The sequence below is a fragment of the Microbacterium sp. Se5.02b genome (genome assembly GCF_019464375.1).
In the GTDB taxonomy this organism is placed as follows: Bacteria; Actinomycetota; Actinomycetes; order Actinomycetales; family Microbacteriaceae; genus Microbacterium.
The window spans coordinates 3,187,655-3,206,762 of record NZ_CP080491.1 but is presented as its reverse complement, the minus strand read 5'-3'; the positions used below and the strand labels follow the sequence as shown (position 1 = coordinate 3,206,762).

The following is a 19,108-nucleotide window of genomic DNA, read 5'->3' as shown; positions in this document are numbered from 1 at the left end:
AGCATTGAGAGAGGCACACACCAATGAAGGTGAACAAGAGGGGCATCGTCGCCGCAGGCGCCATCGCCATCGTTTCGACTCTGTCGCTTGCCGGCTGCTCCGCGGGCACCAGCGGCGGCGACGACTCGGGATCGAAGGACGGCAGCACGCTCGTCGTCTGGGTCGATGCGGAGCGCGTCGATGCGCTGCAGGGCGCGGCTGATTCCTACGAAGACAAGACCGGCGTCAAGGTCGACCTCGTCGGCAAGTCCGTCGACGACATGAAGGACGACTTCATCCAGCAGGTGCCGACCGGCAAGGGCCCCGATGTGGTCATGGGGGCGCACGACTGGCTGGGCGAGCTCTCCACCAACGGCGTCGTCGCTCCGATCGAGCTCGGCGACAGCGCCGGGGACTACCTCCCGGTCGCGCTGCAGGCGGCCACCTACGACGGCACCGTCTACATGCTCCCGTACGCGGTCGAGAACATCGCGGTGCTGCGCAACGCCGATCTCGTGCCCGCGGCACCCACCAGCTTCGACGACATGGTCTCGAAGGGCACGTTCGTGGTGGAGCAGGGGTCCGAGGGCAACCCGTATCACCTGTACCCGTTCCAGACCGCGTTCGGTGCTCCCGTCTTCGGCACCGACGACTCGGGCAGCTACGACCCCACCGACCTGCAGCTCGGCAGCGAAGGCGGCTTCGCCTTCGCCGACTGGCTGGGTGCGCAGGGCGCTGCGGGCGTGCTGAACACCGACATCGACGGCGAGATCGCCAAGCAGCAGTTCCTCGATGGCACTGCCGCTTTCTGGCTGACCGGTCCGTGGAACGTCGGCGCGGCCACGGAGGCCGGCATCAACGTCGCGATCGACCCGATCCCGAGCCCGACGGGCGAGACCGCCTCGCCGTTCGCCGGCGTGAAGGGCTTCTTCGTGAGCTCCGAGTCGAAGAACAAGGTCGCCGCGAACGACTTCCTCGTCAACTACATCGGCACCGAAGATGTGCAGCTCGAGCTCTTCAAGGCCGGTAACGTCCTGCCCGCGCTGACCGCCGCAGCGGACACGGCGGCTTCCGACCCGATCATCGCCGGTTTCCAGGCCGTCGGCGCCGACGCGGTGCCGATGCCCGCCATCCCTGCCATGGGTGCGGTCTGGCAGTTCTGGGGTGTCGCCGAGGCGGCGATCATCAACGGCGCGGACCCGGCGACGACGTGGCAGAAGCTCGTCGACGACGTGACCGCCGCGATCAAGTAGCAGACAGCACACTGGCCCTGCCGGGGCGGGCGTCCACCGCTCGCCCCGGCAGGATCATGACGAGGACGACATGACAGACACCGAAGAGCGCATCGCTCCTCCGACCCGACGTCAGAGGCAGGCCGCCAAGATCGCGGAAGCCGCATCCGGACCGGTCGGCTGGATGCTCCTGAAGATCCTGCTCCTGGCCGTGGTCGACGCGATCGCGCTGTACGCGGCGTTCGTGCTCTTCCTGCACCAGGAGTGGCTGATCCTCGGCATCGTCGTCGCGGTCGCCGTGCTCGTCAACTACATCTACTTCTCCCGCAGGCGGATCGCCGCGAAGTACCTCACACCGGGCATCATCTTCCTGATCGTGTTCCAGGTCTTCACCCTGCTCTACACCGGCTACATCGGCTTCACGAACTACGGCACGGGACACAACGGGACGAAGGAGCAGGCCATCTCCTCGCTCCTCGCCTCAGCGCAGGAGCGGGTCGAGGATTCGCCGACCTTCCCCGTCACCGTCGTCGAGCAGTTCGGCACCTACGGCCTGCTGGTCACCGACCCCGACTCCGGCGATGCGCTCGTCGGCACCGCGGAGCAGCCGCTGGAAGAGGTCGACGCCGAGTTCGAGGGCGGCAAGGCCGTCGCGACGGACGGCTGGACCACTCTTCCGCTCGCGACCGTCTTCACGCTCTCGGAAGAGCTGGAGAAGCTGTCGGTTCCGTTCAGCGATGACCCGAACGACGGCAGCCTCCGCGCTCCGGACGGCCAGAAGGGCTATCTCTACGTCTCGACGCTCGCGTACGACGCGAATGCCGACACGATCACCGACACCACGACCGGCACCGTCTACTCCGACACGGGTGACGGCGCGTTCACGTCCGATGCTGGGGAGCAGCTGCTGCCCGGGTGGCAGACCACCGTCGGCTTCGACAACTTCGTGCGGGCCGTCACAGACTCGTCGATCCGCGGGCCGCTCATCTCGGTCACGCTCTGGACCTTCGCGTTCGCCTTGATCTCGGTCGCCACGACGTTCTTCCTCGGCCTGCTCCTCGCGCTGGTCTTCAACAACACCAAGATGCGGTTCCGCAACGGCTATCGGATCATCCTGATCCTCCCGTACGCGTTCCCGGCGTTCCTGTCGGCGCTCGTCTGGGCAGGGATGATGAACGAGAGCTTCGGCTTCATCAACCAGGTCATCTTCGGTGGGGCGTCCATCCCGTGGCTGACCGATCCGGCACTGGCGAAGGTGTCCGTGCTGCTGGTGAACCTGTGGCTCGGCTTCCCCTACATGTTCCTGGTCTGCATGGGGGCGCTGCAGGGAATCCCCGAGGACGTGAACGAGGCGGCCGTGATGGATGGCGCGAATCCGTGGCAGATCTTCCGCCGCATCAAGCTGCCCCTGCTGCTGGTGACGGTCGCGCCGCTGCTGATCTCGTCGTTCGCGTTCAACTTCAACAACTTCAACCTGATCTACATGCTCACCAAGGGTGGTCCACGCTTCAGCGACGTGTCGATCCCGGTCGGGCACACCGACATCCTGATCTCCATGGTCTACAAGGTCGCGTTCACCGGGCAGACCCGCGACTACGGCCTCGCCTCTGCCTTCACGATCCTGATCTTCGTCGTGGTCGCGACGATCTCGATCATCAGCTTCCGAAAGACCAAGGCCCTCGAGGAGCTGAACTGACATGAGCACCGCCGGCCCCGCCACCCCTCGCTCCGCCGGGGATGAGAAGACCCTCGCCCCGCGCCGCCGCAGCTTCGGCGCCTGGTTCGCCGATACCGGATGGCGACACCTGGTCGCGATCGTCGTCAGCGCGTTCGCCCTGTTCCCGTTGCTGTACGTCGTCTCGGCCTCGTTGAACCCCAAGGGAACGCTGACCGGATCCAACCAGCTGTTCTCGGCGGTCGGGATCGACAGCTACGTGCGCATCCTGAGCGATCCGCAGAACCCCTACGGCCAGTGGTTCCTGAACACGCTGCTGATCGCCGTGGTCACGGGAGCCGTGACCGTCTTCATCGGAGCCTGCGCCGCATATGCCTTCTCCCGCATGCGCTTCGCCGGACGTCGTGTCGGGCTCGTCACGATCGTCGTCGTCCAGATGTTCCCGCAGCTGCTCGCCGTGGTCGCGATCTTCCTGCTCATGTCGACGCTGGGGGACTGGTTCCCGGCGATCGGGCTGAACACCCACACCGGACTGATCCTCGTGTACCTCGGTGGTGCCCTCGGTGTGAACACCTACCTCATGTACGGCTTCTTCAACACCATCCCGAAGGAGATCGACGAGGCTGCCAGGATCGACGGCGCCGGCCACGCTCGCATCTTCTTCACGATCATCCTGCGTCTGGTCGCACCGATCCTCGCGGTCGTCGGGCTGCTGTCGTTCATCGGCACGGTCAACGAGTACGTGATCGCGAGCGTGATGCTCGTGGATGTCGAACAGCAGACGCTCGTGGTCGGACTCACCAAGCTCGTCGCGAACCCGCGCTACGCCGACTGGTCCGCGTTCTCGGCCGGTGCCGTGATGGCGGCGATCCCGGTCATGATCCTGTTCCTCTTCCTCCAGAAGTACATCGTCGGCGGACTCACCGCGGGCGCGACGAAGGGTTGACCAGCACCCTCGTGTGCTCTCGCGCCATCCGCCGTCGCGGTAACGTGCATCGCATGCTACCTTGTGATGCATGACAGCTGACATCGGCGCACAGATGCGCAAAGGGGTGGTGGAGTACTGCGTGCTCGGCCTGCTCGCGCGCGAGCCGATGTACGGCTGGCAGCTGGCCGAAGCGCTCACGAGCGCGGGACTGATCGCCAGCATCGGAACGCTCTACCCGCTGCTCGGACGGCTGCGGGACAACGGATGGGTCAGCACCTTCGACCTCCCGTCTGAGAGCGGGCCCGTGCGCAAGTACTACCGCCTCACGGAGGCCGGGACCGAGCAGCTCGACCGGTTCCGCGCCCAGTGGGCACCGTTCGCCCGTGTCGTCACGGGCATCGTCGGAGAGGGACGATCATGACAGAGACCACCGCAGACGCTCTGCGCGACGACTACCTCGCGCGGCTCGACCAGGCGATGCGGGGACTGCCCCACGGCGTCGCGTCCGAGATCCGCGGGGGCATCGTCGAGGAGCTCGATGGCCTCGACGCCGAAGCCACCGCGCTGCGGATCGCGCGGCTCGGCGACCCCGTGGCCATCGCACGCGAGGCGCAGGACGAGGTACCTGGTGCCGTCACGATCGTCACCGCTCCGCCCGTCGCCGCGCCGTCTGCACCTCGTCCGCCGACGACGTCGACCCGCGGCTTCGCGATCACGGCCGCGTTGACGCTCAGTTTCGGCGGGTTCGTCCTGCCCGTCCTCGGCTGGTTCGTCGGTGCGGTGCTGGTCAGCCTGAGCCCGCTCTGGAAGACCTGGGAGAAGGTCGTGGCTATCGTCATCCCGTTCGTGGTGGGCGGGCTTTCCCTCCTCCTCGTGACCACGATGGTCACGTTCGCCGCGTCCGACTCCGGAGGCAGCTCGTCCGGCACCGGAACGCCGCCCGTCGTCAACCCGCTGCTGCCGGCGTGGTACGACCTGTTCTGGATGGGCTTCCTCGTGCTCGGGCTCCTCCTGATCCCCGTGTCCGGGCTCTGGCTGCTCTGGCGTCTCCGCGGCCGCGCAACCCGCTGAACGCACCGTGGGGATGACTCCCGGCGTTGCTCCCCGGCCGCGCAGCCTTGCGGTCGTACCGTGAGACCATGGCACGTGTCGCTGGGCGCAATCTCGTGATGAGCTGGTTCGCGGGCATCGTCTGCGTCGGTGTCATCGGAGCGCTCATCTGGCTCTCGCTGCCGATCCTGCCGACGCTCGCGGAGTTCGCGGGCGACGCCTTGCGCGACGCGCTTCCCTGAGGGGACGCGACCGCCCGCTCCCGTGTATGACGACACGTCGGCACGCCTGCGGGAGCGACGGTCCGCCGAGCGATACCCTCGCAATGCACATTTCCGATGAGAGGCGCACCCCATGAGTGACCCCGACGTTCCCCAGCCCGAGAAGCCGGCTGACGTAGACGACGTCGTCGGCAGCGCGAACGCCGGCCTCGACGCCGCCGCCGCAGCGGGTGCGGATGTCCCCGGTGCCTCCGACGCGCCGAAGGTCGAGCAGGACGATGTCGCCGCCGACCGGCCGGTCGATCCTGACCTCGCTGCATTCGAGGCCGCCGAGCGTGACCACCCGGGCACGTTCGCGTCGCCGCCGCCTGCCGTCTCCCCGGTCGTGGCCGAGGAACCCCGGATTCGCGCCGACGAATCCCGAGACGCCGACGCCACCTCGGTGTTCGCTGCGCCCGCGACGGATCCCGACCGGTACGGACACCAGGACTCGGCGATGGCCGACGCGGCGTACACCCCGTACGGCGACGACTCCGACACTCGCATCGTCCCCTCCGAGCCACTGGTCGCCGCTACCGCCGCAGCGCAGCCGCAGCCCATCTTCGTCCAGGCCCCCGAGCCGCCGCGCGATCGGGGCAACCGAGGGACAGCAGGCCTCATCGGCCTCCTCGCCACGCTCGTCTTCGCCATCCTGTACCTCGGCACGGCCCTCGGCCTCCGAGCGATCGCCGGTGACGTGAACGGTGAGAACATCGGCCAGGAGGCGCTCGCACCGCTGACCACGTGGGGCTACTGGACGCCCGTCGTCGTCTTCTTCCTCGGCTTCTGGCTGCTGGGCGCGATCATCAACCGCGGTCGCTGGGGCCTCTGGGTCGTCTTCGGAATCATCGTCGGCGTCATCGCCTACGCCGGACACATCCTCGGGCAGCTCTTCGAGGCGCCGTTCTGGAAGCTCACGGCGTCGGAGGGCCTCGAACTCGCCGGCGAGCAGCTGCTGGCGCCCCTGGCCATCGCCGCCTTCGTGTTCGCCCGCGAGCTGACCATCTGGTTCGGCGCCTGGGTCTCCCGCAGCGGTGCACGCAAGACCGAGCTGAACGCCGAGGCGCAGCGCGAATACGAGCGCACCCTCGAAGCCGGTCCGACCCTGTCGAGGTAGTCACGGACTCCTCCACGCCGAACCCCCGCGGGCCCGAGTCCGCGGGGGTTTCGGCTGTCCTCGCGGTGGTCCTCGCCACGATCAGCTTCTTCGCCCTCGCGCTCTTCGGGCTCGGGGCGCTGAGCGTGGCCACCGATACGGACATCATCGCGGTGCCGGGTCTGGGCCAGGCCCCGGGGGCGATCGGGATGGCGGTCGCCGTTGCGGTGTTCGCGCTCACGCTGTGGTCGACCCTCCGTCGCGACCGGCCATCGTTCGGGGCGACGATCACGATCGCCCTTCTCACCGCTCTCGCACACCTGGTGGTCGTGTGGATCGTGGTGCTGCTCGGCTCCGGCTTCGTCATCGCGACCTCGGTGGTCGGAGACCTCGTGCGCGGTGGGGCGAGCGTCGTCCTCGTCGTGGCCGGGCTCGTCGCGAGCTGGGGCGGCATCGCTCTGCGTCGCACACGCGCCCAGCATCCGCGCTGGCCCTGGGAGCGCGACGAAGACGAGTGACCGCGCCGGATCCGGCGTCCAGCCGATCCACCGAGGCGGCGACGATCTGCGGACTGTTCCGTGGCACGGAGTCGGACGATCGTCCACACCTCGGCTGATCGTCGGTGCGGAATCGGCGACCGCCTCGCCGAGGCGGGAAATCGTCACCACGATGGGCGCCGCGCCGTACGCTGGTGGGGTGGAGCGCTCACTGGAGACGCAGGTGGACCAGGCCGTCGAGGCCTGGTTGCGCTGGGTGCCGCGCTGGGAGCCGGCGACCCACCGCGGTCGCGTCGCGCCGTGCCGGCGCTGCCTCGGGTCGCCGATCCTCTCCGCGGCCGGCATCGGGGCGAACACCCCGCACGGCGTGCAGCACGGGCTCTCGACGCGGATCAAGACCATCGTCGATCACGCCGTCGCGGACTACACCGCCAGGAACCTGCCGATGCTGCAGCGCGAACTCGATCAGCAGGCCGCGCGCAACCGTGCCCGCAGCTACCGCCCGGCGGAAGACCTCGACCCCGAGTTCGACGGGTTGCCGTTGGATCCCGACCCGGTGCCGGGTGCGCCCTTCCTGTTCACGATCGCGGGACTCGCCGACGACTCAGCCGCAGAGCTGCCGGCGCTGCCGCCGCTGACGGAGGAGGCGAAGATCGCTCTGCGCCAGGAGGTGGCCCTCGCCGACGAGTACGCGAACCTCGTCGGGCGAGAGATCTGCGGCATCCTGTTGCGGCACCGTATCCACATCCAGGCGGCGATCTCGCAGCACGTCGAGCCGCAGATCGAGGCGCTTCTCGCAGAGCTGACCCAGTCCCTGGATTCGCCGTTCGATCCCGACCTGCCCTGAGGGCGCGTCCGGCGCGGAAGGGGCCGCCTCACGGGGCACGCTCATTTGACCGCCACGTTACGCGGCATTACACTTGATCAGGTGTGTGCACGTCTCGACGTGCGCGCTGGGCGTCGGCACCATGCCGGTCCGCCCCCACGGCATACCCACCACACCAAAAGTTCGTCGAATCCGGCGTGCCGGTGGGTCATGATGTGAAACCCATCACGCTGTCACCGTGCAGCACTATGAGGAGAGAACGTGCCAACCATTCAGCAGTTGGTTCGCAAGGGTCGCTCGCCCAAGGTCACCAAGACCAAGGCGCCGGCGCTCAAGTCGAACCCGCAGCAGGCCGGGGTCTGCACCCGCGTCTACACCACCACGCCCAAGAAGCCGAACTCGGCGATGCGCAAGGTCGCTCGTGTGAAGCTCCGCAACGGCACCGAGGTCACCGCGTACATCCCCGGTGAGGGCCACAACCTGCAGGAGCACTCGCTCGTGCTCGTCCGTGGCGGTCGTGTCAAGGACCTCCCCGGTGTGCGTTACAAGATCGTCCGTGGCGCCCTGGACACCCAGGCTGTCAAGAACCGTAAGCAGGCTCGTTCCCGCTACGGCGCGAAGAAGGGTTGAGTTAGATGCCTCGTAAGGGACCAGCCCCCAAGCGCCCCGTCGTCAACGACCCGGTATACGGCGCACCGATCGTCACCTCGCTGGTGAACAAGATCCTCGTCGACGGCAAGAAGTCGCTGGCCGAGTCGATCGTCTACGGCGCCCTCCGCGGTGTCGAGGCGAAGAACGGTCAGGACGCCGTCGCCACGCTCAAGAAGGCGCTCGACAACGTGCGCCCGACTCTCGAGGTCCGCAGCCGCCGCGTCGGTGGCTCGACCTACCAGGTTCCGGTCGAGGTCAAGCCTCACCGTGCCAACACGCTCGCTCTCCGCTGGCTCGTCAGCTACGCGAAGGGCCGCCGTGAGAAGACGATGACCGAGCGTCTCCAGAACGAGATCCTCGACGCGTCGAACGGCCTGGGTGCCGCGGTCAAGCGCCGCGAGGACACGCACAAGATGGCCGAGTCGAACCGCGCGTTCGCTCACTACCGCTGGTAAACAGCTTCGCCCGCCCCTCGGCCACCCGCCGAGGGGCGGGCACCCCCTCTTCGCAGTACGACTGCTCCAAAAGATAAGGACACTCCTGTGGCACAAGACGTGCTCACGGACCTGAGCAAGGTCCGCAACATCGGCATCATGGCGCACATCGATGCCGGCAAGACCACGACGACCGAGCGCATCCTGTTCTACACGGGCGTCAACCACAAGCTCGGCGAGACGCACGATGGCGCCTCGACCACCGACTGGATGGAGCAGGAGAAGGAGCGCGGCATCACGATCACGTCTGCCGCCGTGACCTGCTTCTGGAACAAGAACCAGATCAACATCATCGACACCCCCGGTCACGTGGACTTCACGGTCGAGGTGGAGCGCTCGCTCCGCGTCCTCGACGGTGCCGTCGCCGTGTTCGACGGCAAGGAGGGCGTCGAGCCCCAGTCCGAGACCGTGTGGCGTCAGGCCGACAAGTACAACGTCCCCCGCATCTGCTTCGTCAACAAGATGGACAAGCTCGGCGCGGACTTCTACTTCACCGTCGACACGATCGTCAACCGTCTGGGCGCCAAGCCGCTCGTCATCCAGCTGCCGATCGGCGCGGAGAGCGACTTCATCGGTGTCGTCGACCTGATCGAGATGCGCGCGCTGGTGTGGGCGGGTGACTCCAAGGGTGACGTCACCATGGGTGCCTCCTACGAGATCCAGGAGATCCCGGACGACCTCAAGGAGAAGGCGGCGGAGTACCGCCAGCAGCTCCTCGAGACCGTCGCCGAGACCGACGACGCGCTGCTCGAGAAGTTCTTCGGTGGCGAAGAGCTCACGGTGGCCGAGATCAAGGGCGCGATCCGCAAGCTGACTGTCGCCAGCGAGATCTACCCGGTCCTCTGCGGCTCCGCGTTCAAGAACCGCGGCGTCCAGCCGATGCTCGACGCGGTCGTCGACTTCCTCCCGAACCCGCTCGACGTGGGCTCGATCGAGGCGCACGACCCGAAGGACTACGACACGATCATCGAGCGCCACCCGGACGCGAACGACCCGTTCGCGGCCCTCGCGTTCAAGGTCGCCGTGCACCCGTTCTTCGGTCGTCTCACCTACGTTCGCGTCTACTCGGGTCACCTCGACTCCGGTTCGCCCGTCGTCAACTCGACCAAGAACAAGAAGGAGCGCATCGGGAAGATCTTCCAGATGCACGCCAACAAGGAGATCCCGGTCCCCTCGGTCACCGCCGGCAACATCTACGCGGTCATCGGCCTGAAGGACACCACGACCGGTGACACCCTGACCGACCCGGCTGCACCGGTCGTCCTCGAGTCGATGACGTTCCCCGAGCCCGTCATCGAGGTCGCCATCGAGCCGAAGACCAAGGCCGACCAGGAGAAGCTGGGTGTCGCCATCCAGAAGCTCGCCGAAGAGGACCCGACCTTCCGTACGGAGCTCAACCCCGAGACCGGTCAGACGACCATCAAGGGCATGGGCGAGCTGCACCTCGACATCCTCGTCGACCGCATGAAGCGCGAGTTCAACGTCGAGGCCAACGTCGGCAAGCCGCAGGTGGCGTACCGCGAGACGATCCGCAAGGCCGTCGAGAAGCACGACTACACGCACAAGAAGCAGACCGGTGGATCCGGCCAGTTCGCCAAGATCCAGTTCACGATCGAGCCGCTCGAGCTCGACTCCGAGAAGACCTACGAGTTCGAGAACGCCGTCACCGGTGGTCGCATCCCTCGTGAGTACATCGGGTCGATCGACGCCGGTTTCCAGGACGCGATGAACGTCGGTGTCCTCGCGGGCTACCCGATGGTCGGCGTCAAGGCGATCATCGTCGATGGTGCGGCGCACGACGTCGACTCCTCGGAGATGGCGTTCAAGATCGCGGGCTCCATGGGCTTCAAGGAGGCCGCTCGTCGTGCCAACCCCGTGCTGCTCGAGCCGCTGATGGCCGTCGAGGTCCGCACGCCCGAGGAGTACATGGGCGACGTCATCGGCGACCTGAACTCGCGTCGTGGCCAGATCCAGTCGATGGAAGACGCCGCCGGCGTCAAGGTCGTCCGTGCTCAGGTCCCGCTGTCCGAGATGTTCGGCTACATCGGCGACCTGCGCTCGAAGACCTCGGGCCGCGCCGTGTACTCGATGGAGTTCCACAGCTACGCTGAGGTACCCCGCGCTGTGGCCGACGAGATCGTCCAGAAGACCAAGGGCGAGTAATCGCTCTTCTGGGAGCCGGGCTCCGGTCCGGCTCCCAGGTCACCTACAACTTCACATTCCCTCTCTACTAAACTGAGAACCTAACCCGTAGAGAACCGGTCGCAAACCAGTGCCCGGTCACCTTTACAACGACGTCCTGAGGAGGACCCAGTGGCTAAGGCCAAGTTCGAGCGGACCAAGCCGCACGTCAACATCGGAACGATCGGTCACGTCGACCACGGCAAGACCACGCTCTCCGCAGCGATCTCGAAGGTGCTTGCTGACAAGTACCCGTCCGACACCAACGTGCAGCGTGACTTCGCTTCCATCGACTCGGCGCCGGAAGAGCGCCAGCGTGGTATCACCATCAACATCTCGCACATCGAGTACGAGACCCCGAAGCGCCACTACGCGCACGTCGACGCTCCCGGCCACGCCGACTACGTCAAGAACATGATCACCGGTGCGGCTCAGATGGACGGCGCGATCCTCGTGGTCGCCGCCACCGACGGCCCGATGGCTCAGACGCGTGAGCACGTGCTGCTCGCCAAGCAGGTCGGCGTTCCGTACCTGCTGGTCGCGCTGAACAAGTCCGACATGGTCGACGACGAGGAGATCCTGGAGCTCGTCGAGCTCGAGGTCCGCGAGCTGCTCGCCGGCCAGGGCTTCGACGAGGACGCTCCTGTCGTCCGCGTCTCCGCTCTCAAGGCCCTCGAGGGCGACGAGAAGTGGACCCAGGCGATCCTGGACCTGATGCAGGCTGTCGACGACAGCGTTCCGGACCCGGAGCGTGACCGTGACAAGCCGTTCCTGATGCCCGTCGAGGACGTCTTCACGATCACCGGTCGTGGAACCGTCGTCACGGGTCGCGCCGAGCGTGGCACGCTGGCCATCAACTCCGAGGTCGAGATCGTCGGACTCCGTCCGACCGTCAAGACCACGGTCACGGGTATCGAGATGTTCCACAAGCAGCTCGACGAGGCCTGGGCCGGCGAGAACTGTGGTCTGCTGCTCCGCGGCACCAAGCGTGAGGACGTCGAGCGCGGTCAGGTCATCGTCAAGCCGGGTTCGGTCACGCCGCACACCGACTTCGAGGGCACGGCGTACATCCTGTCCAAGGACGAGGGTGGCCGTCACAACCCGTTCTACACGAACTACCGCCCGCAGTTCTACTTCCGCACCACCGACGTCACCGGCGTCATCTCGCTGCCCGAGGGCACCGAGATGGTCATGCCCGGCGACACCACCGACATGACGGTCGAGCTGATCCAGCCGATCGCCATGGAGGAGGGCCTCGGCTTCGCCATCCGTGAGGGTGGACGCACCGTGGGCGCCGGTACGGTCACGAAGATCATCAAGTAAGCATCTGCTTCCTCGCAGCGGGGTCGGGCCTTCGGGTCCGGCCCCGCTGTCGTATGACGCGATGACACCCCGAGGGTTCCCTTCGCCGTGACGGACATGCACAATGAGTGTGGTCGACCTCCGGTCGACGGCATTCACGTCAGAAGGGGATTCACATGGGTATCGAGGACGCTGTCAACAAGGGCAAAGACCTCTACGAGCAGAACAAGGACAAGATCGCCGACGCGGTCAAGAGCGAGCAGGCGGAGGACATCAGCGACAAGGTCCTCGACGGCGTCGCCGACTTCGCGAAGAAGATCGCCCCCGGTGCTGCCGACAAGATCGATGAGATCCGGGACAGCGCGGACAAGGCCGTCGGCAACGAGTAGCACGAGCTGCACCTGATCTGAGCGGCGATCCACCTCGGGGTGGGTCGCCGCTTTGTGCGTGTGCGGAAGACCATTCGGCGGCAAGCGCCGCGGATGTGGCGAATTCATCGATGTATCGAGTAGGATCGTCTCGACCGCCTGGGGATCTTGCGGTCGGGGAAGCCGAAGGGGTTCGGTTTCCCGAAGCACGCGGCTTTCCGCGTTGAAACTGGGGACAACGATCTTGGGGATCATCGTGCGACGCGCGCACTCTGTGCGCTTGAGCGTCTCCCTGCCTGCGCGGCGGGTCTTCCGTCGCGCCTTCAGTCGAGGAGTTCGGCGTCCCTTCACGCCGGGCTACTCGCGTTCGGTGTGCCCCCTCGCACTGAACGCCCTCCCCAAGCGGGGCGAGGCATGGGGATGCCTCGCCCCGCTATCTCCTGCGATCTGACTCGGGAATCGGGCGTCGGGGCCCTCGCTCCCGGCGGCGCGACACGCCCGGGTTTGCAGAAGTGAAATCGGCCATGGCAGAATAGACAGGTTCGATATTTCGGCGCCGCTCTGCGTGCGCCGGATCACTGCCAGGGCAGTGCATAGACGGCGCCCCCTCAGGGAGGGTGCAGGGTTCTAGGCCGCGGGTAGCAGAACACACCCCGACACCCCTCACGACGAGGGTTCTGCCGTGCGCGGCGGACGTCGGCATCCGTACGCTTCACGGCGTCCGGCTGACAGAAGAACAGTGGTGCAGCAGATCGACTCGCGAGAGCCGTTCTCGTGCCGAGGCGCGAACAGCGCCGACGTGCGTCCAATGCCCCAGGGCCACCCGGTCCCGGACGGTAAGACGCCTAAAGAGAGAGAGCAGACAATGGCGGGACAGAAGATCCGCATTCGCCTGAAGTCGTATGACCACGAGGTCATCGACACGTCCGCACGCAAGATCGTCGACACCGTGACCCGTGCGGGCGCGACCGTCGTCGGACCCGTGCCCCTTCCGACCGAGAAGAACGTCGTGTGCGTCATCCGGTCGCCGCACAAGTACAAGGACAGCCGCGAGCACTTCGAGATGCGCACCCACAAGCGTCTGATCGACATCGTCGACCCGACGCCCAAGGCCGTCGACTCGCTGATGCGTCTCGACCTCCCGGCCGATGTCAACATCGAGATCAAGCTCTGAGGTTCGACATGGCTGACATCAACTCCAAGATTTCCAAGGGCATGCTGGGCACGAAGCTCGGCATGACCCAGGTGTGGAACGAGAGCGGCAAGCTCGTTCCCGTCACCGTGATCGAGCTGGCGCCCAACGTGGTGACCCAGGTCCGCACGCCCGAGAAGGACGGCTACAACGCCGTGCAGATCGCGTACGGCCAGATCGACCCGCGCAAGGTGAACAAGCCGCTCTCCGCGCACTTCGAGGCAGCCGGCGTCACGCCGCGCCGTCACGTCACCGAGATCCGCACCGCGGACGCCGGCGACTACACCCTGGGCCAGGAGCTCACGGTCGACGGCACCTTCGAGGCCGGCCAGCTCGTCGACGTCGTCGGCACGAGCAAGGGCAAGGGCTTCGCCGGTGTCATGAAGCGCCACAACTTCAAGGGCGTCTCGGCTTCGCACGGTTCGCACCGCAACCACCGCAAGCCCGGTTCCATCGGCGCATCGTCGACCCCGAGCCGCGTCTTCAAGGGCATGCGCATGGCCGGCCGTATGGGTGGCGAGCGCGTGACCGTCCTCAACCTCACGGTGCACGCCGTCGACATCGAGAAGGGTCTGCTGCTCGTCAAGGGCGCCGTCCCCGGTGCTCGTGGTCGCATCGTCTACGTCCGCAACGCAGTGAAGGGTGCCTGATCATGGCTGACTCGACTCTCGCGCTCGACGTCCTCAAGGCAGACGGCAAGAAGGCTGGCTCGATCGAGCTTCCCGCCGCGCTGTTCGACGTCAAGACGAACATCCCGCTCATCCACCAGGTCGTCGTCGCGCAGCTCGCGGCGGCTCGCCAGGGCACGCACTCGACCAAGCGTCGTGGCGAGGTCTCGGGTGCCGGCCGCAAGCCCTTCAAGCAGAAGGGCACGGGTAACGCCCGTCAGGGCTCCATCCGCGCGCCGCACATGACCGGTGGTGGCATCGTGCACGGCCCCAAGCCGCGCGACTACTCGCAGCGCACGCCCAAGAAGATGATCGCCGCCGCCCTCCTGGGTGCGCTCAGCGACCGCTTCCGCGGCGACCGCCTGCACGCGATCGACACGTTCGGCACCGAGGGCACGCCTTCGACCAAGGCTGCTGCGGGCTTCCTCGCCCAGGTCGCCACGTCGAAGAACGTCCTCGTCGTCATCGAGCGCGGCGACGAGCTCGCGCTCAAGAGCCTGCGCAACCTCGGCAACGTGCACCTGCTGTCGTTCGACCAGCTCAACGCCTACGACGTGCTCGTCTCCGACGACATCGTCTTCACCCAGGCCGCGCTCGAGGGCTTCATCGCCTCCAAGTCCGGCGCCAACCAGGAGGTCTCCGCATGAGCGAGCAGGCATCTGTTCTCCAGACGGCCCTGAACAAGGACCCGCGCGACATCATCCTGAAGCCGGTCGTGTCCGAGAAGAGCTACGGGCTCATCGACGAAGGCAAGTACACCTTCCTCGTCGACCCGCGTGCTTCGAAGACCGAGATCAAGCTCGCCATCGAGAAGATCTTCGGCGTCAAGGTCGCTGGGGTCAACACCCTCAACCGCGTCGGCAAGGCTCGTCGCACCCGCTTCGGCACCGGCAAGCGCAAGGACACCAAGCGCGCCATCGTCACCCTGAAGTCGGGCACCATCGACATCTTCACGGCAATCGGCTGATCCGGGGGATAAGGACAATAATGGCTATTCGCAAGTACAAGCCCACGACCCCGGGCCGTCGCGGCTCGTCGGTGGCTGACTTCGCCGAGATCACTCGATCGACGCCGGAGAAGTCGCTGCTGCGCCCGCTCTCGAAGACCGGTGGTCGCAACAACCAGGGCCGCATCACGACCCGTCACATCGGTGGTGGCCACAAGCGCCAGTACCGCGTCATCGACTTCCGTCGTAACGACAAGGACGGCGTCAACGCCAAGGTCGCTCACATCGAGTACGACCCCAACCGCACCGCGCGCATCGCGCTGCTGCACTACTTCGACGGTGAGAAGCGCTACATCCTCGCTCCGGCGAAGCTGAAGCAGGGCGACATCGTCGAGTCGGGTGCCGGGGCTGACATCAAGCCGGGCAACAACCTCCCGCTGAAGAACATCCCCACGGGTACGGTCATCCACGCGATCGAGCTCCGCCCCGGCGGCGGCGCGAAGATGGCACGTTCGGCCGGTGCATCCGTCCGTCTCGTCGCCAAGGACGGCCCCTACGCCCAGCTGCGTCTCCCCTCGGGCGAGATCCGCAACGTCGATGCGCGCTGCCGCGCGACCATCGGCGAGGTCGGCAACGCCGAGCAGTCGAACATCAACTGGGGTAAGGCCGGCCGCATGCGCTGGAAGGGCGTCCGCCCGACCGTGCGTGGTGTCGCGATGAACCCGGTCGACCACCCGCACGGTGGTGGAGAGGGCAAGACCTCTGGTGGTCGTCACCCCGTCTCCCCGTGGGGCCAGGCTGAGGGTCGTACCCGTCACGCCAACAAGGAAAGCGACAAGTACATCGTGCGTCGTCGTAACGCCGGCAAGAAGCGTAAGTAGGAGTAAGAGAAGATGCCTCGCAGTCTTAAGAAGGGCCCCTTCGTCGACGATCACCTGCTTCGCAAGGTGGTCGTGCAGAACGAAGCCGGCACCAAGAACGTCATCAAGACCTGGTCCCGTCGGTCCATGATCATCCCGGCCATGCTGGGTCACACGATCGCGGTCCACGACGGACGCAAGCACATCCCTGTGTTCGTGTCCGAGACCATGGTCGGTCACAAGCTGGGCGAGTTCGCGCCCACCCGCACCTTCCGCGGCCACGAGAAGGACGACAAGAAGGGGCGGCGCCGCTAATGGTCGAATCGATCGCACGCGTGCGACACATCCGCGTGACCCCTCAGAAGGCTCGTCGTGTCGTCGCGCTCATCAAGGGCAAGCAGGCCCAGGAGGCTCTGGCGATCCTCAAGTTCGCTCAGCAGAGCGCCAGTGAGCCGATCTACAAGCTTGTTGCGTCGGCCATGGCCAACGCACAGGTCAAGGCAGATCGCGACGGCGAGTTCCTCGACGAGCAGGACCTGTACGTGGCCAACGCGTACGTCGACGAGGGCACGACGCTCAAGCGTTTCCAGCCTCGTGCACAGGGTCGCGCTTTCCAGATCAAGAAGCGCACGAGCCACATCACGGTCGTGCTCTCGACGCCTGAGGCAGCTCCGGCCGCCACGGGCGACAGCAACAAGAAGGCGAGCAAGTAATGGGACAGAAGGTAAACCCGTACGGCTTCCGTCTCGGTATCACGACGGACCACGTCTCGCGCTGGTTCTCTGACTCGACCAAGCCGGGTCAGCGTTACGCCGACTACGTCGCCGAGGACATCAAGATCCGCAACCTGCTCAAGACGCAGCTCGACCGTGCCGGTGTCTCGAACATCGAGATCGAGCGCACCCGTGACCGCGTCCGCGTCGACATCCACACCGCCCGTCCGGGCATCGTGATCGGTCGTCGTGGGGCCGAGGCCGAGCGCATCCGCGGCGACCTCGAGAAGCTCTCGGGCAAGCAGATCCAGCTGAACATCCTCGAGGTCAAGAACCCCGAGGCCGACGCTCAGCTCGTCGCACAGGGCATCGCCGAGCAGCTTTCTGCTCGCGTGGCGTTCCGTCGTGCGATGCGCAAGGGTCTGCAGGGCGCTCAGCGCGCCGGCGCCAAGGGCATCCGCATCCAGGTCTCCGGCCGCCTCGGCGGCGCCGAGATGAGCCGCTCGGAGTTCTACCGCGAGGGTCGTGTGCCGCTGCACACGCTGCGCGCGAACATCGACTACGGCTTCTACGAGGCGAAGACCACCTTCGGCCGCATCGGCGTGAAGGTCTGGATCTACAAGGGCGACCTGACCGCCAAGGAGCTCGCTCGCGAGCAGGCCAACGCACCCAAGGCTCGTCGTGACGACCGTGGTGGCGACCGCCGCCGTGCCCCGCGTAACGAGGCACCTGTCGCAGAAGGAGCGTCGGCATAATGCTCATCCCCCGTAAGGTCAAGTTCCGCAAGCAGCACCACCCGGGTCGCTCGGGTCAGGCCACCGGCGGCACGAAGGTCTCCTTCGGCGAGTACGGTATCCAGGCTCTCACCCCCGCTTACGTGACGAACCGTCAGATCGAGTCCGCTCGTATCGCGATGACCCGTCACATCAAGCGTGGTGGAAAGGTGTGGATCAACATCTACCCCGACCGTCCGCTCACGAAGAAGCCTGCCGAGACCCGCATGGGTTCCGGTAAGGGTTCGCCCGAGTGGTGGGTCGCCAACGTCAAGCCGGGCCGTGTCCTCTTCGAGGTCGCGGGTGTCGACGAGGAGCTCGCTCGCGAAGCTCTGACCCGTGCAATTCACAAGCTGCCGCTCAAGGCACGCATCATCAAGCGCGAGGAGGGCGACGCGTAATGGCGATCGGCACCAAGGAGCTCGCTCCGGCAGAGCTCGACACATTCGAAGACCAGCGCCTCGTCGAGGAGCTGCGCAAGGCCAAGGAGGAGCTGTTCAACCTCCGTTTCCAGTCGGCCACCGGCCAGCTGGAGAGCCACGGCCGCATCCGCGCCGTCAAGCGCGACATCGCACGTCTCTACACGGTGATCCGTGAGCGCGAGCTGGGCATCCGTGCGACGCCCGCTCCGGTCGAGGCTCCCGCGAAGAAGGCGACCAAGTCGAAGGCGAAGAAGGCGGACTCCGCCGACGACGCCGTGAAGGAAGAGGCTGAGTGATGGCCACCAAGAAGGAAGCGACTGCGGAGACGCAGGCCGCAGGACACGAGTCGTCCGAGCACGACGTCCGCGACACCGCTGCCCGCGGTTACCGCAAGGCGCGTCGCGGCTACGTCGTCAGCGACAAGATGGACAAGACCATCGTGGTCGAGGTCGAAGACCGCGTGAAGCACCCGCTTTACGGCAAGGTCATCCGCCGCACCTCGAAGGTCAAGGCGCACGATGAGGCGAACACCGCCGGCATCGGCGACCTGGTCCTGATCAACGAGACCCGCCCGCTGAGCGCCACGAAGCGCTGGCGCCTGGTGGAGATTCTGGAGAAGGCCAAGTGATCCAGCAGGAATCCCGACTCAAGGTCGCCGACAACACCGGCGCCAAGGAGCTGCTCACGATTCGCGTGCTCGGCGGCTCGAAGCGTCGTTACGCCGGTCTCGGTGACACCATCGTCGCGACCGTCAAGGACGCGATCCCCGGTGGCAACGTCAAGAAGGGCGACGTCGTCAAGGCGGTCATCGTCCGCACCAAGAAGGAGGTCCGTCGTCCGGACGGCTCCTACATCAAGTTCGACGAGAACGCCGCAGTGATCCTGAAGAACGACGGGGAGCCCCGTGGCACCCGTATCTTCGGTCCGGTCGGTCGTGAGCTTCGCGACAAGAAGTTCATGAAGATCGTCTCGCTGGCGCCGGAGGTCATCTAATC

26 protein-coding genes are annotated in these 19,108 nt (G+C 66.2%); all 26 read left to right on the top strand.

The window, feature by feature from the left end:
- Positions 1-23: 23 nt before the first annotated feature.
- The 26 genes from K1X59_RS16010 (at position 24) to rplN (ending at position 19,106) form a co-directional block, all read left to right on the top strand.
- Complete coding sequence (locus K1X59_RS16010) at positions 24-1,232, top strand: maltose ABC transporter substrate-binding protein (protein WP_183150785.1); 1,209 nt, start codon at positions 24-26, stop codon at positions 1,230-1,232.
- 70 nt (positions 1,233-1,302) lie between these two features.
- Positions 1,303-2,907: an ABC transporter permease subunit gene (locus K1X59_RS16005; RefSeq protein ID WP_183150784.1), complete on the top strand. Its 1,605-nt coding sequence runs from the start codon at positions 1,303-1,305 to the stop codon at positions 2,905-2,907.
- 1 nt (position 2,908) lies between these two features.
- Positions 2,909-3,832: a sugar ABC transporter permease gene (locus K1X59_RS16000; RefSeq protein ID WP_183150783.1), complete on the top strand. Its 924-nt coding sequence runs from the start codon at positions 2,909-2,911 to the stop codon at positions 3,830-3,832.
- Positions 3,833-3,902: 70 nt separating this feature from the next.
- Positions 3,903-4,235 (top strand): PadR family transcriptional regulator, encoded by a 333-nt coding sequence (locus K1X59_RS15995; protein ID WP_183150782.1) that lies wholly within the window; start codon positions 3,903-3,905, stop codon positions 4,233-4,235.
- A complete protein-coding gene (locus tag K1X59_RS15990) occupies positions 4,232-4,885 on the top strand; it encodes an HAAS signaling domain-containing protein (protein WP_183150781.1) in 654 nt (217 codons plus the stop codon). The genes K1X59_RS15995 and K1X59_RS15990 overlap by 4 nt, the downstream gene beginning before the upstream one ends.
- A gap of 68 nt (positions 4,886-4,953) precedes the next feature.
- Entirely contained in the window at positions 4,954-5,106 is a 153-nt protein-coding gene (locus K1X59_RS15985) for a hypothetical protein (RefSeq protein ID WP_183150780.1), read from the top strand.
- Positions 5,107-5,218: 112 nt separating this feature from the next.
- The gene (locus K1X59_RS15980; protein ID WP_220173571.1) at positions 5,219-6,241 is read left to right on the top strand and encodes an ABC transporter; all 1,023 of its coding nucleotides are present in this window, start codon (positions 5,219-5,221) and stop codon (positions 6,239-6,241) included.
- Positions 6,242-6,306: 65 nt separating this feature from the next.
- Positions 6,307-6,738: a hypothetical protein gene (locus K1X59_RS15975; RefSeq protein ID WP_183150778.1), complete on the top strand. Its 432-nt coding sequence runs from the start codon at positions 6,307-6,309 to the stop codon at positions 6,736-6,738.
- Between the two features lie 178 nt (positions 6,739-6,916).
- Positions 6,917-7,564, top strand: a complete 648-nt coding sequence (locus tag K1X59_RS15970; RefSeq protein WP_183150777.1) for a spermidine/putrescine ABC transporter substrate-binding protein — start codon at positions 6,917-6,919, stop codon at positions 7,562-7,564.
- A gap of 240 nt (positions 7,565-7,804) precedes the next feature.
- Positions 7,805-8,173: a 30S ribosomal protein S12 gene (rpsL, locus tag K1X59_RS15965; RefSeq protein WP_017201609.1), complete on the top strand. Its 369-nt coding sequence runs from the start codon at positions 7,805-7,807 to the stop codon at positions 8,171-8,173.
- A gap of 5 nt (positions 8,174-8,178) precedes the next feature.
- Positions 8,179-8,649, top strand: a complete 471-nt coding sequence (rpsG, locus tag K1X59_RS15960; protein ID WP_017201608.1) for a 30S ribosomal protein S7 — start codon at positions 8,179-8,181, stop codon at positions 8,647-8,649.
- Positions 8,650-8,736: 87 nt separating this feature from the next.
- Entirely contained in the window at positions 8,737-10,851 is a 2,115-nt protein-coding gene (gene fusA, locus K1X59_RS15955) for an elongation factor G (protein WP_183150776.1), read from the top strand.
- A 150-nt stretch (positions 10,852-11,001) separates the two neighbouring features.
- Positions 11,002-12,192, top strand: a complete 1,191-nt coding sequence (gene tuf / locus K1X59_RS15950) for an elongation factor Tu (protein ID WP_017829210.1) — start codon at positions 11,002-11,004, stop codon at positions 12,190-12,192.
- 155 nt (positions 12,193-12,347) lie between these two features.
- Positions 12,348-12,560, top strand: a complete 213-nt coding sequence (locus tag K1X59_RS15945) for a hypothetical protein (protein WP_183150775.1) — start codon at positions 12,348-12,350, stop codon at positions 12,558-12,560.
- Positions 12,561-13,404: 844 nt separating this feature from the next.
- Positions 13,405-13,713 carry a 30S ribosomal protein S10 gene (rpsJ, locus tag K1X59_RS15940; protein WP_017201594.1) on the top strand — a complete coding sequence of 103 codons (309 nt, stop codon included), beginning with the start codon at positions 13,405-13,407 and terminating at the stop codon, positions 13,711-13,713.
- 8 nt (positions 13,714-13,721) lie between these two features.
- Positions 13,722-14,381 carry a 50S ribosomal protein L3 gene (rplC, locus tag K1X59_RS15935; RefSeq protein ID WP_183150774.1) on the top strand — a complete coding sequence of 220 codons (660 nt, stop codon included), beginning with the start codon at positions 13,722-13,724 and terminating at the stop codon, positions 14,379-14,381.
- 2 nt (positions 14,382-14,383) lie between these two features.
- On the top strand, positions 14,384-15,046 hold the full coding sequence (rplD, locus tag K1X59_RS15930; RefSeq protein ID WP_183150773.1) for a 50S ribosomal protein L4: 663 nt from the start codon (positions 14,384-14,386) through the stop codon (positions 15,044-15,046).
- Positions 15,043-15,366 (top strand): 50S ribosomal protein L23, encoded by a 324-nt coding sequence (gene rplW, locus K1X59_RS15925; protein WP_017829206.1) that lies wholly within the window; start codon positions 15,043-15,045, stop codon positions 15,364-15,366. Before rplD ends, rplW begins: the two co-directional genes overlap by 4 nt.
- 20 nt (positions 15,367-15,386) lie before the next feature.
- The gene (gene rplB, locus K1X59_RS15920; RefSeq protein ID WP_017201590.1) at positions 15,387-16,226 is read left to right on the top strand and encodes a 50S ribosomal protein L2; all 840 of its coding nucleotides are present in this window, start codon (positions 15,387-15,389) and stop codon (positions 16,224-16,226) included.
- A 12-nt stretch (positions 16,227-16,238) separates the two neighbouring features.
- Complete coding sequence (rpsS, locus tag K1X59_RS15915; protein ID WP_017829205.1) at positions 16,239-16,520, top strand: 30S ribosomal protein S19; 282 nt, start codon at positions 16,239-16,241, stop codon at positions 16,518-16,520.
- On the top strand, positions 16,520-16,918 hold the full coding sequence (gene rplV / locus K1X59_RS15910) for a 50S ribosomal protein L22 (protein WP_021201121.1): 399 nt from the start codon (positions 16,520-16,522) through the stop codon (positions 16,916-16,918). Before rpsS ends, rplV begins: the two co-directional genes overlap by 1 nt.
- Entirely contained in the window at positions 16,918-17,673 is a 756-nt protein-coding gene (gene rpsC, locus K1X59_RS15905) for a 30S ribosomal protein S3 (RefSeq protein WP_017201587.1), read from the top strand. The genes rplV and rpsC overlap by 1 nt, the downstream gene beginning before the upstream one ends.
- Entirely contained in the window at positions 17,673-18,092 is a 420-nt protein-coding gene (gene rplP, locus K1X59_RS15900) for a 50S ribosomal protein L16 (protein ID WP_017829203.1), read from the top strand. The genes rpsC and rplP overlap by 1 nt, the downstream gene beginning before the upstream one ends.
- Positions 18,092-18,409, top strand: coding sequence for a 50S ribosomal protein L29 (gene rpmC, locus K1X59_RS15895; protein WP_017829202.1), 318 nt, complete (start codon positions 18,092-18,094; stop codon positions 18,407-18,409). The genes rplP and rpmC overlap by 1 nt, the downstream gene beginning before the upstream one ends.
- Positions 18,409-18,741: a 30S ribosomal protein S17 gene (rpsQ, locus tag K1X59_RS15890; protein WP_047524106.1), complete on the top strand. Its 333-nt coding sequence runs from the start codon at positions 18,409-18,411 to the stop codon at positions 18,739-18,741. The genes rpmC and rpsQ overlap by 1 nt, the downstream gene beginning before the upstream one ends.
- A complete protein-coding gene (gene rplN, locus K1X59_RS15885; protein WP_017201583.1) occupies positions 18,738-19,106 on the top strand; it encodes a 50S ribosomal protein L14 in 369 nt (122 codons plus the stop codon). The genes rpsQ and rplN overlap by 4 nt, the downstream gene beginning before the upstream one ends.
- Positions 19,107-19,108: the final 2 nt, after the last annotated feature.